This window comes from uncultured Roseibium sp. (assembly GCF_947496995.1).
Taxonomy (GTDB): domain Bacteria; phylum Pseudomonadota; class Alphaproteobacteria; order Rhizobiales; family Stappiaceae; genus Roseibium.
Genome location: NZ_CANMFD010000001.1, coordinates 839,927 through 853,250, shown reverse-complemented (window position 1 = coordinate 853,250; position 13,324 = coordinate 839,927). Strand labels below are relative to the sequence as shown.

13 protein-coding genes are annotated in these 13,324 nt (G+C 58.9%); 1 reads left to right on the top strand and 12 read right to left on the bottom strand.

The window, feature by feature from the left end; genetic code table 11:
- The 3 genes from Q1B40_RS03830 to Q1B40_RS03820 all read right to left on the bottom strand — a co-directional run bounded on the left by Q1B40_RS03830 (position 1) and on the right by Q1B40_RS03820 (position 2,792).
- On the bottom strand, positions 1-876 hold the full coding sequence (locus tag Q1B40_RS03830; RefSeq protein ID WP_299810247.1) for an NlpC/P60 family protein: 876 nt from the start codon (positions 874-876) through the stop codon (positions 1-3).
- 111 nt (positions 877-987) lie between these two features.
- Positions 988-1,338, bottom strand: a complete 351-nt coding sequence (locus Q1B40_RS03825; protein WP_299810244.1) for a MarR family transcriptional regulator — start codon at positions 1,336-1,338, stop codon at positions 988-990.
- Positions 1,339-1,397: 59 nt separating this feature from the next.
- Positions 1,398-2,792: a M17 family metallopeptidase gene (locus Q1B40_RS03820; RefSeq protein WP_299810241.1), complete on the bottom strand. Its 1,395-nt coding sequence runs from the start codon at positions 2,790-2,792 to the stop codon at positions 1,398-1,400.
- Between the two features lie 199 nt (positions 2,793-2,991).
- Here Q1B40_RS03820 and Q1B40_RS03815 point away from each other — a divergent pair, with 199 nt between their 5' ends.
- A complete protein-coding gene (locus tag Q1B40_RS03815; RefSeq protein WP_299810238.1) occupies positions 2,992-3,771 on the top strand; it encodes a tetratricopeptide repeat protein in 780 nt (259 codons plus the stop codon).
- A 203-nt stretch (positions 3,772-3,974) separates the two neighbouring features.
- On the opposite strand, the gene Q1B40_RS03810 is transcribed toward Q1B40_RS03815, so the two are convergent.
- From Q1B40_RS03810 to Q1B40_RS03770, 9 genes are all read right to left on the bottom strand, one after another.
- Positions 3,975-4,955 carry a type II secretion system F family protein gene (locus Q1B40_RS03810; protein WP_299810235.1) on the bottom strand — a complete coding sequence of 327 codons (981 nt, stop codon included), beginning with the start codon at positions 4,953-4,955 and terminating at the stop codon, positions 3,975-3,977.
- 11 nt (positions 4,956-4,966) lie between these two features.
- On the bottom strand, positions 4,967-5,986 hold the full coding sequence (locus Q1B40_RS03805) for a type II secretion system F family protein (RefSeq protein WP_299810232.1): 1,020 nt from the start codon (positions 5,984-5,986) through the stop codon (positions 4,967-4,969).
- Between the two features lie 7 nt (positions 5,987-5,993).
- Complete coding sequence (locus Q1B40_RS03800) at positions 5,994-7,532, bottom strand: CpaF family protein (RefSeq protein ID WP_299810229.1); 1,539 nt, start codon at positions 7,530-7,532, stop codon at positions 5,994-5,996.
- Between the two features lie 30 nt (positions 7,533-7,562).
- On the bottom strand, positions 7,563-8,870 hold the full coding sequence (locus tag Q1B40_RS03795) for a CpaE family protein (protein ID WP_299810226.1): 1,308 nt from the start codon (positions 8,868-8,870) through the stop codon (positions 7,563-7,565).
- 8 nt (positions 8,871-8,878) lie between these two features.
- Complete coding sequence (locus tag Q1B40_RS03790; protein WP_299810223.1) at positions 8,879-9,589, bottom strand: CpaD family pilus assembly protein; 711 nt, start codon at positions 9,587-9,589, stop codon at positions 8,879-8,881.
- 10 nt (positions 9,590-9,599) lie between these two features.
- Positions 9,600-11,051: a type II and III secretion system protein family protein gene (locus tag Q1B40_RS03785; RefSeq protein ID WP_299810220.1), complete on the bottom strand. Its 1,452-nt coding sequence runs from the start codon at positions 11,049-11,051 to the stop codon at positions 9,600-9,602.
- On the bottom strand, positions 11,048-11,818 hold the full coding sequence (gene cpaB / locus Q1B40_RS03780; RefSeq protein ID WP_299810217.1) for a Flp pilus assembly protein CpaB: 771 nt from the start codon (positions 11,816-11,818) through the stop codon (positions 11,048-11,050). Before cpaB ends, Q1B40_RS03785 begins: the two co-directional genes overlap by 4 nt.
- Positions 11,819-12,015: 197 nt before the next feature.
- Positions 12,016-12,531 (bottom strand): prepilin peptidase, encoded by a 516-nt coding sequence (locus Q1B40_RS03775; protein WP_299810214.1) that lies wholly within the window; start codon positions 12,529-12,531, stop codon positions 12,016-12,018.
- 217 nt (positions 12,532-12,748) lie between these two features.
- Entirely contained in the window at positions 12,749-12,940 is a 192-nt protein-coding gene (locus Q1B40_RS03770) for a Flp family type IVb pilin (RefSeq protein WP_068416857.1), read from the bottom strand.
- Between the last annotated feature and the right edge of the window lie 384 nt (positions 12,941-13,324).

Sequence of the window (13,324 nt, the reverse complement as noted above, 5' to 3'; positions counted from 1 at the left end):
TCAGGAGTTGCCCGGCAGGCGGCGAGCCCGCGTGATTGCACCCCATTCCGTTGCCGCAATCCGTTCGATTGCCTCGCCAAGCGGTTCAAAGGCCACCGTCATGGTGTGGCCGTTGGCATGAAGCAACCTTCCCGAACCTGCGATAATACCGACATGCCCTTTCCAGAAGAGCAGGTCGCCGCGCTGAAGCGCCGTCGGATCGCCGTGCGGGATTTCCTCCCCGGCTTCGGCTTCCTGCATGTCGCTGTCGCGCGGCAGGTCGTAACCGCCGGTGTGGGCGGCGAGCTGCACCAGGGCAGAGCAATCCAGTCCCAGGCTTGAACGTCCGCCCCAGAGATAGGGCGTGCCGAGCAGTTCCTCGGCAACACACACCCAATCCTCTTCCCGGTCGTCCAGCGGCACGAGGTGTTTTGCCACCACCGCCGATCCATCACTCAGCAGTGCATAGGTCAATCCACGGGTTTGCACCTCGCCGGTCACCGTTACCAGCGATCCGAGTGACAGGAGATCCAGAGGCGGGAATTTCAGATCCGGCGCCGGGTAGCGGTAGGTGCGCAGCGCCCTGACCCGGTGCGTTGCCGCCGTCACGGCACCCAAGGCATCGGAGGAAAACCAACCGACATAGCCGTCCGTATCGAGCTGGCCCCAGGCCCAGCCTTCCGGGGTCTGCTCATAGACGGTCAGCCATTCGCCGCACAGGGCTTCGGTGTCTATCGGGCGATCCGAACGTGGTTCCGGCCGGATCGCGAGACGGTCGGCTTTCACCTGAAAGACTTCGCCCTCGACGAAGCGGCAGGCATCCGCCAGTCCCTCATAATCGCTGGAGGCAAGATCCGGGCGAACCGGATGACGGCGGCGGTCGAAATTCTGGGACATGGTCGTCACTCGTTTCCCGATGGTGAAGCTTGTCCTGAGGAGCGTCTCCGGCAGACACGGCGCTCATCCTACAGGTCACAGGCTGGTGAAATAAACAGAATTGGCCTGAAATCAGCGTGGCAGTTCCGCGGCTTTTTCAACCACGAGGTCGCCAAGGTGTTCCAGATGGAGAGCCCCTTCAACCGTGCGGGTGATGATGACGTTGCGTTTGTCGGCATCGTCGCGCTTGCGGGACAGCAGCCGCAGACCGCCGAGCGTGTCGAGCGCGCGGGTGATGGCGGGTTTAGTAACGTTCAGCTTTGCCGCAAGGCCGCGAACCGTGTGCGGCGGCGGTTCGAGATAGACGGTGAGAAGGATCGTCAACTGGCGGGCAGACAGATCCTGTTCACTGTCGCGCACCAGCGCCAGGTTCACCTCATGCAGCAATTTCAACGCCTGGGAGGCGCGTATTTCGACAGCCATGGATTGTCAGGTTCCCATCCAACTCATGGCCATCGAAACACAAAAACGTTTCGGAGCCGTTATTGTGCGCCCGCAAAACGCTCCGCAATCAGATCGAACAGGCAGCGAATCCCCTGCGCCTCGCCACCGGCCGGTTTTCCCGGCTTGTCCATGGGTGTCCAGCCGTAAATATCGAAATGGACCCAGCTGCCGGTATTTTCGACAAAGCGGGACAGGAACAGCGCCGCCGTTACGGAACCGGCGAACCCCGCCCCGGAGGTGTTGATATGGTTGATGTCCGCCACCTTGCTGTCGAGATATTTCATGTAGGGCTGCCAAAGGGGCATGCGCCACAGCGGATCATTGGCGGCTTCCGCCATCACGGCGATATCTTCAGCCAGATCGTCGTCATGGGTGAAATAAGGGGGCAGATCGGGGCCGAGTGCAACGCGCGCGGCCCCTGTCAGTGTCGCCATGTCGACGAACAGATCCGGATTTTCCTCATCCGCCAGCGCAAGCGCGTCGGCAAGGACCAGGCGGCCTTCCGCGTCCGTGTTGCCGATTTCGACCGTGAGGCCCTTTCGGCTGGGGAGGATGTCCCCCGGCCGGAAGGCATTTCCGGAGATGGAGTTTTCAACACAGGGCACGATCACCCGCAGACGCACGCCGAGGTTTGCTGCCATGATCATTGAGGCAAGGCCCAGAACATTGGCCGCGCCGCCCATGTCCTTTTTCATGAGGCCCATAGAGGCCCCCGGTTTGATGTTCAGGCCGCCGGTATCGAAGATGACGCCCTTGCCGACCAGCGTCACCTTCGGATCCCCTTCCCGGCCCCAGGAGAAATCCGCAAGGCGCGGCGCGCGCGAACTCGCCCGTCCGACCGCATGAACCATCGGGAAATTTTCCTCCAGCAGGTCGTCACCGGCAATGATCCTGCCGCTGCCGCCATGGCTTTCGAACAGGGTTTCGATGGCCGCCGCCAGTTCCTCCGGACCCAGATCGTTCGCAGGTGTGTTGATCAGGTCCCGGGCGAGCTGAACGCCATCCAGAATGACGTGCAGCCGGCCGAGATCCACCTCGTCATCGACGGCGAGCCGGCGCTTCTTGCCGGGCGACGCCAGATAACGCCCGAACGCATAGGCAGAGAGCGCAAAGCCGAGCGCGGCCTGCTCCTGGTCCGGGAAGCCGTCGGCGAGGTGGTAATCGCCCTCGGGCAGCGCATTCGCCAGCCCGCCAAGCGCGAAAGGATGAGACAGGCCGGTTTCTTCCACGGCAAAAAGAACCGCCGCGCCCGCACCGCCCAAGCCCGGCACAAGCTGAAAGCTCGAGGCTTTGGCGGTGAAGTCATTCACAGCACACCAGCTTTTCGCCGCGTCTCCGAGTTCGTCCAGCACCTGCGGGAGACCGGCCTCGGTCACGGCAATGATGGGGGTTGACCGGGAAACATCGCTTTTACGCACAAGGCAGTCACGCACGGGAGATACTCCGAAATTTCAAGAATCGCTGCCGCCCAGATTAGCCCCACGGCGGCAGGACGCAATATGCGCAGAAGACGGAAGGTCACCGGTGTTGCCTGTCATCTCGCAATTCGCGACCCTGCTTAACCAAGCATTAGGGTTAATTATCTATTTCTATTGGAAGCCAAGAAATGCTGCAGACCCCAGGATATTGAAGATGCATGCGCCCGTGACCCGTCCTTTTTCAAGCCGCGCCCGTTTCGCCTCGACGCTGATGGCAATGACCGCGCTTGTCCTGGTAACCGGCTGCGCTTCCAACAAGTCCAACACCGGAACGCATTCCCCGGCCTATGGAACCCACTACACGACGCCCGGTTCGCGGGAAGCCATTTCGTCGGTTTCCAAATGGTCGAAGGCCTATCAGAAGGACCGTAAGAACCGCGCAGCCATTCTCGGTTATGCCAACGCGCTGAGCCAGAACGGACAGACACCGCAAGCCATGGCGGTGCTGCGGTCGGGTGTGATCAACTATCCGAAGGACCGGGAAGTTGCATCGGCCTATGGCAAGGTTCTGGCAATGAACGGCCGTTTCGAGGAAGCTCTCAACGTCCTAAAACGTGCGCAACAGGCAGACATGCCCGACTGGAAGCTGATGTCCGCCGAGGCTGCCATCTATGATCAGATGGGTGAACACTCGAATGCCCGGAACCTTTACAAGCAGGCGCTGAAAATCGCTCCGGACGATCCGAGCCTGCTCAACAATCTGGGCCTGTCCTATCTCCTGTCCAATGAACTTCCGGACGCGGAATACACGCTTCGGCGCGCAGCCGCCCTGCCCGGCGCGGACAGCCGCGTGCGCCAGAACCTTGCACTGGTTCTCGGCGTTCAGGGCAAGTATGACGAAGCCATCCAGGTGGCCCAGGCCGAACTCGACCCCCAGCAGGCGAAGGCGAATATCGCCTATCTGCGCTCCATGATGCAGAACCGCCAAGGCTGATACGAACCATCACGGTTTCATAGAGCTGCTGAATTCGACGTTCATTGTCGCGAATGTGTCGCAGGCGCGTGCGGAATTTCCTTCAGATTTTCATCCAGGAACATCGCGTTTTTCTGAAACGGGCCCGCTGTTGAGTTCGCAATCGATTCCGTTCGATGCGCCGTCTGTCCAGCGAAAATGGAAATCCTAAAAACTCACTGGTCCTAGAAAGCTTCCATATCCATGACCTGCATAACCGCGGGAGACATGATGATGAAAAACAGCACAGGCAGGAAGAACAGGATCATCGGAACGGTCAGTTTCGGCGGCAGCGATGCGGCCTTCTGCTCGGCCATGAGCATGCGCTGGTCGCGGGTGTCGTCCGCCATCGTGCGAATGGCCGAGCCAACCGGCGTCCCGTAGCGTTCCGCCTGAATGAGCGCCATCATGACGTTCTTGACGCCGTCCACACCGGTGCGCTTTGACAGGTTTTCATAGGCTTGCCGCCGTTCGCTCAGGTAGGACAGCTCAGCGGTGGTCAGAGACATTTCCTCCGCCAGGTCGATGGACTGAATGCCCACCTCTTCAGCGACCCGCTGAAACGCACCTTCGATGGACATCCCCGATTCAACGCAGATCAGCATGAGATCGAGGGCATCCGGCCAGGCTCTTTGAATCGCCCGCTTACGTTTGTCGATCTTGTTTTTCAGATAGACGTTCGGCACGAAGGCGCCAAGCCCGGCAATCGCGATGCAGAAACAGACTTTCGTGATGGCCGGAAGCGTTGCCGGCAACACCAGAAACGCGTAGGTGATCGCGAAGACGAAAATGACCCCGGGCAACGCGATACGTGCCGTCAGGAAGTAGTAAAGCGGTGCGGATCCGCGGAAGCCGGCCATGCGCAGGCGTTCGACCGTGCTTTCGTCCGACAGCATTTCCCTCAGGTTCAGCCGGTCGACGAAATTTTTCATCTTCGCCTTCGGCTGATTGCGCAGCGACGCCCTTGCATTGCTCTGGTTTTCCAGAAGGCGCGCTCTTTCCCTGGCGCGCAACTGGTCGCGTTCAAGGGCAACCGACTTCATGCGCGTCTTCAGGGCGTTGCGTGAAAACATCGGCCAGACCAGGGAGAAGATCGTCCCTGTAACGGCGACCATCGCAAGCATTGCCGCCAGGAACTGGGTTGAGGCGATCGTATCGAGATTCATGCCGTCCCTCGTCAGAAGTCGAAGTTGATCATGGCGCGCATGACCATGATGCCGATGAACATCCAGAACAGGCAGCCGGCGATAATGATGTTGCCGGTGGTCGTCGTGAACAGCAGCATGATGTAGGAGGGGGAGATCAGGAAAATGATCCCGCCGACGAAAAACGGCAACGAGCCGATGATCGCGGCGGACGATTTGGCTTCCGAACTCAGAGCCTTGATCTTGCCCTTCATGGCCTTGCGGCCGCGCAGCACCCTGGAGAGATTGCCGAGCGCTTCAGCAAGGCCACCACCTGCTTTCTGCTGAATGGCGACAACGATCGCGAAGAAATTCGCCTCGGCGACAGGAACCCGTTCCGGCAGTTTCCCAACCGCCTCGGCGAGCGAAATCCCCATTACCTGGGTTTCCGAGATCTTGCGGAATTCAGTCGCGACCGGCTCCCGGGCTTCACGCCCGACCACCTTGATACAGTCACCGAGAGGCAAACCGGCTTTCACGCCTCGCACGATGATATCCACTCCGTTGGGGAGCTCGTTCAAAAAAGCATCGAACCGGCGCTTGCGCTTGCGGGACACGTACCAGCGCGGAAATCCCAGGCCGCCCGCGAATGTCATCGCGGCGATGATAATCAGGTTACCGCTGATAAAAAATCCGATCACCAGAAAGACGAGCGCGCAGATAACGCTGAAGATGATGAAATGCTTGATTTCCCAGGTCAGGCCCGCCTGTTCCATGCGGACTTTCAGGGAAATTTTCTGCTGCTTGTGCTGCTTGGCCTTCTGCCGGTCCTCAAAGTCCTTGAGCTGGTCCTGGATGGAACGCCGGCGACGGTCATTGTCGCGCAAATGCTTGCGCTGCTTTTCACTCTGCGGACGCTCGGATACCGCCTGCAGTCTCTGGTCGCGCCGTTTGCTGCCCGACAGCTGCGGCTGGAACAGGCTGAAAATGACGCCCCCGACCGCAAGCATCACAAGGAGAGCGATGGCAAGGCCGGTGACCTGTGGGGTAAGCAGTTCTTCAAGTCCGGACATTTGTGCCTCAATCCGCTACGTATTCGGGCATCTCTGACGCATCCAGAGCCTGAGCCAAACGGGCTTCCTCGCCGAAGTAACGTGCGCGTTCCCAGAATCTCGGCCGGCCGATGCCGGTGGAGCGGTGCCGACCGATAATCCGGCCGTTCGCGTCCTCGCCGACCATGTCGTACAGGAAGACGTCCTGGGTGGTGATGACGTCGCCTTCCATGCCCATGACCTCGGTGACATGGGTGATCCGCCGGGAACCGTCGCGCAGGCGGGCAGCCTGCACCACCACGTCGATGGAGGAGACGATCATTTCGCGGAGGGTTCTGGAGGGCAACGAGAACCCGCCCATGGTGATCATCGATTCAAGCCTGGACAAAGCCTCGCGGGGCGAGTTGGCGTGCAGCGTGCCCATGGAGCCGTCATGGCCCGTGTTCATCGCCTGCAGAAGGTCGAACGCTTCGGGTCCGCGCACCTCGCCGACGATAATCCGCTCAGGGCGCATACGCAGGCAGTTCTTCACCAGGTCGCGCATGGTGATCTCGCCCTCGCCTTCAAGGTTGGGCGGGCGTGTCTCGAGGCGGACCACATGCGGCTGCTGGAGCTGAAGCTCGGCGGAATCCTCGCACGTGATGACGCGTTCAGTATGGTCGATAAAGGCCGTCAGGCAGTTCAGCAGCGTCGTCTTGCCCGAGCCGGTACCGCCGGAAATCAGAACATTACAGCGAGAGCGCCCGATGATCTGAAGGATCGTCGAACCTTCCGGCGTGATCGATCCGAATCTCACCAGCTGATCGAGGGTCAGCTTGTCGCGTTTGAATTTCCGGATGGTGAGTGCCGGCCCGTCGATAGACAGGGGCGGTGCGATGACGTTGACGCGCGAGCCGTCGGGCAGGCGCGCGTCACAGATAGGACTGGATTCATCGACACGCCGGCCAACCTGGCTCACGATGCGCTGGCAGATGTTCATCAGCTGGGCATTGTCGCGGAAGGACACGGCGGTCTGTTCAACCTTGCCTTCGGTCTCGATATAGACCGTGTGAGCGCCGTTCACCATGATGTCGGCGATGTCGTCGCGGGCCAGCAGAGGCTCCAGCGGACCGTAGCCGAGCACGTCGTTGCAGATGTCCTCGAGCAGATCTTCCTGCTCGGAAATCGACATGACGACATTCTTGAGGGCGATGATGTCATTGACCACATCGCGGATCTCGTCGCGGGCATCTTCCGCATCGAGACGGGCGAGCTGCGACAGGTCGATCGCTTCCACCAGCGCGTTGAAGATCTGCGCCTTGGTCTCGTAATATTCGCTGTTCTTCTTGCGGGGAGCCGGAGCCGGTTGCACGGTTTCCTGCGCCTGTCCCGGAGCCGGTGACGTTGCTGCGGGCGGCGGGGCAGCAACTGCTGCTTTTTCAGGCTCACTTTGAACGGGCGGCTGCGGGACGGGGGCTTCCGCACGGCTGTCGTCTTCGTCCGGCGCAGGCGCATCCTGCAGCCCCGGCACGTCTGCCGGTCTGACTGTCCGTACTCCGGACGATGAACTGCCACGTCTTCCAAACATAACGAACTATCTGCTCCGTTCAAGAACCGGTCAGCCGGCCCTGCGTTTCAGCTTCGACAACAGGCCGCCAAGGCTCGACCTGGCGGGTCTGCTCGGCTGCGCCTTGCCCGAAACGGACTGGGCCAGATCATCGAACATGTGCGTGATGGCATGCTTGCCATCCAGTTCGGCGATCATCTGGCCGTTGTTGGCCGCGGTGCCGAAGAGGTGCGGTTCGAAAGGGATCGACGCCTGAACCGTCAGTCCGAGCGCTCCGGCAAATTCATCCGGCTTGATTTCCGGCCTCTTGGGCATGTTGACCTTGTTCATGATCAGATGCGGCGGACGGTCGTTCGGCCGCATCTGCTTCAACATGTCGGCGGCGTTCTTGGCATTCCGAAGGTTGGCCAGGTCCGGCTCCGCAACCATCACGATCTCATCGACATTCAGCAGCGTGTTCCTGATCCACGCGTTCCAGGCATGGGGCAGGTCCAGCACCACATGAGGCACGGTTGCCCGCATGGTCTCAAGGAGCAGTTCGAACGACTTTTCGTTCTGGTCGTAGGTCCGCTCCAGTGTTGCCGGCGCAGCAAGCAGGCTGAGGTGATCGCTGCATTTGGTCAGGATGCGATCCAGATAGGTCTCGTCCAGGCGTTCGGGCGAGGACACGGCTTCGAAAACGCCCTGCAACGGGTCCTGATTGTAGTCCAGGCCAGCCGTACCGAAGGGCAGATCCAGGTCGGAGACAATGACTTCGCTCTCGAAGCAGCGCGCAAGCGACCAGGCGCCGTTGTGTGCGATTGTCGATGCGCCGCAGCCGCCTTTCACGCCGTAGAAAGCAATCGTCCGACCGAGAGGTTCCGCTTCCGGACTGGCGTAAAGGGTTCCGACCGAGGCGATCAATTGCAGAACGCTGATCGGAGTGATCAGATATTCGCTGACGCCCCGGGCGATCAGATCCCGGTAGAGCGTGACATCGTTGACGTCACCGACGACAATCACCTTTGTACCGGCATCACAATATTCGGCCAGGTTATCTAGACTGGCAATGAGATCTTCCTTGTCGCCCGCCGTCTCCACGATGATCAGGTTCGGTGTCGGCGCTTGTGAGAAGATCTCGATTGCGGCCGGAATTCCGCCCTTGTCGAGCTTCAGATGAGCCTTGGCCAGCCGGCGGTCTTCCATCGCCGCTTCCGCGATGCGCATGGATGCGTCGTTCAGGAAAAACCCGTGAATCGTGATGCGCGGAATCGGGCCGATCTGGATGGCCTCGTCGTTAATGGCGAACTGCTGTTCGTCAGGCAACGACATGGTATCCAAATGGCCGGCCATCTCACTCAAGTCTGGGTTAATACTCATATCTTCACCTATTCAGAGACCTCGGCGCCGACGCCTTCCTGATATTCCCCGGATGTCACGTCACCTTTTCTGTAGTTCTCGATGACAACCGCCCTCCGTCTCTGGTCGGCCGGCGTCATCGCTCTCGGCGTCAGCAGGTCGGACGGGTTTTCAACCATTGCAGCGAGGTTGGACTGAGTGGCACAGCCGAAATTCTCGTATTCGATGTTTTCGCCAAATCCGCCGCCGATGTTCTTCGGCCAGTTACCACAAGGACCGGCAGTCGCCTGCATCCTCGCGTAGGAGAGCCGGATCGGGGCATCGGCCGTCGGGTCGTTGACCGCATAGGTGCGCGTGCTGATCTGCGAGCGGCCGAGACCGCCGCGCTGCAACGCCGTGCGTATGTTGCCGGTAACCGCATGAACGGCGGATTCATTCGCTCCGCCGGAGGGAACAAGGATTTCCACATTGCCGTCGCCCTTGCGGCGGCTATCTATCGCAAACGCCGTGACCGTACCTTCGACCGGACCGTAAAGCCGGCGCGTGTTGCGGCCGATCGGCAGGTCAAGGGTTTCCGGTTCCTCGGTGATGACAATCGGGTGGCGCAGCCGGTAGTCGTTGGACGCCAGAATCTGGCTTTGAGTTTGCGCACCCTGGCAGCCGGCCATCACCAGGCATCCCAGCAAGACAAGGGCGGATCTGGAGGCTGCGGCAACCCGGACCGTATTGTAGGTATTCATCCGTCCGTCCTCACTTGTAGATAAAGCCGACCTGGCCGTGATAGGTGCCTTCGACCGCATCACCGGCCGGGCTGAAGATCTTGTTGAGCCGGTTCAGGAAAATCGTTTCCGCATCAGATGGCGGCAGGAAGTTCTTGTCCGGCCGCACCAGTTTCTGAGCGGCGACTGGCTGAACCACATAGGGCGTCACGAAGACCGTGAGTTCCGTCTGCTTGCGCAGGAAGTCGCGGCTTTTGAACAGGGCGCCGAGGATCGGGATCTGCATCAGACCCGGCACACCGTCGACCGCCTGCTGATAGGACTCCTTCAGGAGGCCAGCCATGACCAGCGTGCCGCCCGAAGGCAGTTCCATGGTCGATTCCGCGCGGCGGACCTTCAGCGCGGAGATCGTGATCCCGCCCGCCGAAACCGCACCGTCATTGCTGAGCTCGCTCACTTCCGTCTTGACCCTGAGGCTGATGCGTCCGCCGGACAGCACCACGGGAGTGAAATCGAGTCCCACACCGAATTTCTTGAACTCGACGGTTACTTCTCCGTCGTCCTGGGCGATCGGGATCGGAAATTCGCCACCCGCAAGAAAGCTTGCGTTCTCACCGGTTATGGCCGTCAGGGTCGGTTCCGCCAGGGTCCTGATCACGCCGTCCCGCTGCAAGGCTTCCACCTGGGCAGCCAGACTGGTGGCGCCGCTGGCAAAGCCGAAGCCGGCGACCGCCTGGTTGACGATGGTCGGGTTTACCGGAAAGTCCGGCAGGTTCTGTCCGAAGGGCGTGAAATTCCCCACGCCGATAGAACCGGAAAACTGGACCCCGAGCTGCTTGATGACCGAGCGTTCGACTTCCGCCACGGTTACTTTCAGATGCACCTGATCCTTGCCCTCGACGGAGATCAGGTTGACGACGTCCTCGGCACTGCCGGTGCCTTGGAACTTTGCCGCGATATCCGCAGCCTGCTGGGCTTCGATGGTGCTCTTCGCGGTGCCGCTCAGGATGACGCTGCCATTGACGGATTCGGCGAATATGTTCGAGCCCGGGATCAACTTGCGGATGATCCGGGTCATATCGGAGGTGTCTCTTTCGACCCTCAGATCAAAGCTCGCCAGTTCACGGCCGCTGCGGCTGAAAAAGACAACCCGGGACTGGCCGGCCGTGTTTCCTATGATGAAGATCCGACGCGGCGTTCGCAGAACGGCATCGGCTATCTCCGGATTGGACACGAGCACATCGGCCGCATCTTCTGCCAGATTGACAACGACCGACCGGCCGACGCCGACATTCAGGATCCGTCCGCTCGCCCGTTCTCCGGCGGCGATGTGAACCTGACTCGGGAAATTGCCCTCGGCCACGGCGAACGGCGCCGTCATGGTCAGTGCCGCAACAACGAACGCCGAGACTGCCATGAACTTCTTAAGCTGGTTCATCATCGCGCCCCTTGCGCTGAACTTTCTTGTGATTACCCGTGTCATTGCCTATCCGACTTGCTGGTCACGCCATATTTCACGTAGCTCATGCCGCGGCGCTGATCGTTTTCCGGTGCTGCGTCGTCGGCGGAATCCTGGGCGCTGCGCAAGGCCAGGGAAATCGTCCCGATCTGCTGTGCCTGCGCCACGATCTCCGACTGAGGCAGTGTCAGTTCCAGGGTTGCGGTCTTCTTGGGCGAGAGGCTTTTCTTGTCCTGTTCGCCCGCAGTGGTCGTGTCGATCGCCAGTACGCGGATATTCTCCAGAATCGTTTCGCTGCTTGCTCCGTCGTCAGATCTGCGCGTGAGGATGAGATCAACCTTGTCACCGGGCAGAATGAAGCCACCCGCCGTGGTTTCCGCTTCAACGCTTACCGCGCTGGCGCGTTTTCCCTTCGGTAGAATGGAGGACATGAAGCCCTTGTCCGTGCTGATCAGACGTTCCGGGCGAATCGGCTCACCGGCGAAAATCGGAGTTCGAGCGATCTGGCCCACATGCTCCTTGTCCGCTGCGGGAGAAGCCTTTTTGGTGACTGCGCCCTTGGGAATCACGTCTTCAGGCCACGGCGACCAGGACATATCTTCCGCCTGCAATTTTCCGCCGAGCTGAATATCCTTTGCGGCCACCAGGACCTGAGCCTGTTTTCGCTCAACGGCCGGCGCCTGCGCGGTTTGCGGTTCGGCTTCATTTCCGCCGGACATCATGACCATTCGGAAAGCCAGAAAACCTGCAGCCACGGCTACTGCCAGTACTAAAAGTCGAGCGAATTTCATGACCTATACCCAATAATCCTGTGCGCAGATGCACCATTCAAACCTAGGATGAGGGGTAATTAGTCAAAACATGGTTAACCAGATCTAGATGATTTTGGTTAATATCCATTAACTTTACTGAATGATTTCTTAAATCTATCGCATTTTGCGAATAACCAGCGGCATAACGGCTGAAAATATAAATACTCAAGTGTGGTCTAGATGCCCTGAGCGGCCAGCTGGAACCACTCGGTGGAGGGATATATCTTCAGACCGGCGACCGCGATCGCGATGCCATAAGGGATGCCGCCCTTTCGGTCATGAAGGCGGGCGAACCAGTCCTGTGTCGCAAGGACCGTGGGCACCACCTCGAATTTGCGGACGAACAGGAGCGCGAAGGTAAGCAGCATTCCAAAAAAAGCGACGAGTAATACAAAAACACCGAGTTCCGGCGTCAGTCCGATCCACAAGGCAATGGCGCTGATGAACTTAACGTCGCCTCCACCCATCCAGCCGGCAGCGAAAAATCCGAAGCAGACGGGAAAGACCACAAGCAGACCCAGCGCATGCATTCCCCAACCGCTCAAGGGAAGACCCGTTGCAAGCGCAAGACCGGCGAAACCGGCGATCAGGAGAACAGACACCCTGTTGCGGATCGTCATCGTCAACAGGTCCGACGCGCCGCCAAAGGCAACGAGCATCGGGAAAATCACTAGAATGGCCGCTTCGATCATCGGGCTTCCGCTCAGTCTTTAGTTATCCCGCGGAATTTTAGAGACCGATTGTTAATTTTTTACCGATGCCCGGCAGGAGTGCCCTGGTCATCGAGAGCATGCGCTTTCAAAAAGAGCGCGCGCGGAAAACACGTCGACGCACAAAAAAAACGGGCAGCAGGCTGCCCGTTTTCTTTACGATGGACTGGCCGGGGTATCCCCCGGCAGTCAGACTGTATTATTCGGTGGCTTCTGCCACACCGGCGGCATCGAGCTGACCGGAAATACGACCGAACAAATCGGTAAGCGATCCACCGGTCGCCGCAACGGCACCAATGATCACGATAGAAAGAAGGCCCGCGATCAGACCATATTCGATTGCAGTTGCGCCGGATTCGTCGTTGACGAAGCGTTTCAGAAGATTTTTCATATGTTTGCTCCAAGTACCAAAGAACTGACAGCTTCAAGTCCGCTGGATCTTATTCGGGTCCAATTGGACATGGAGCGAACCTAGAATAAATAGATTTCCAAGCAGTTAAATTTACCTTTTACTACCATTGAATCGTAGGGAAAGTTGACTATAGTTAACAAAAAGTATAGATAATTTTTAATTAATACGATGTGATAATTTAATATAAATATGGAAATTTCTTTGAAATTCTCATATTTCCCTCTTTTCCTTATAACTTCTGAGAGCCTTACTATCCTGTCTTTCAATATATACTAGAAGTTTGGAGATTTTTCATTGCGCAGTATTCAGACAAGCCTTCGTTTCCCACCCGTTCGATGCAATTCAAATGTTCGGTTTGCGCGG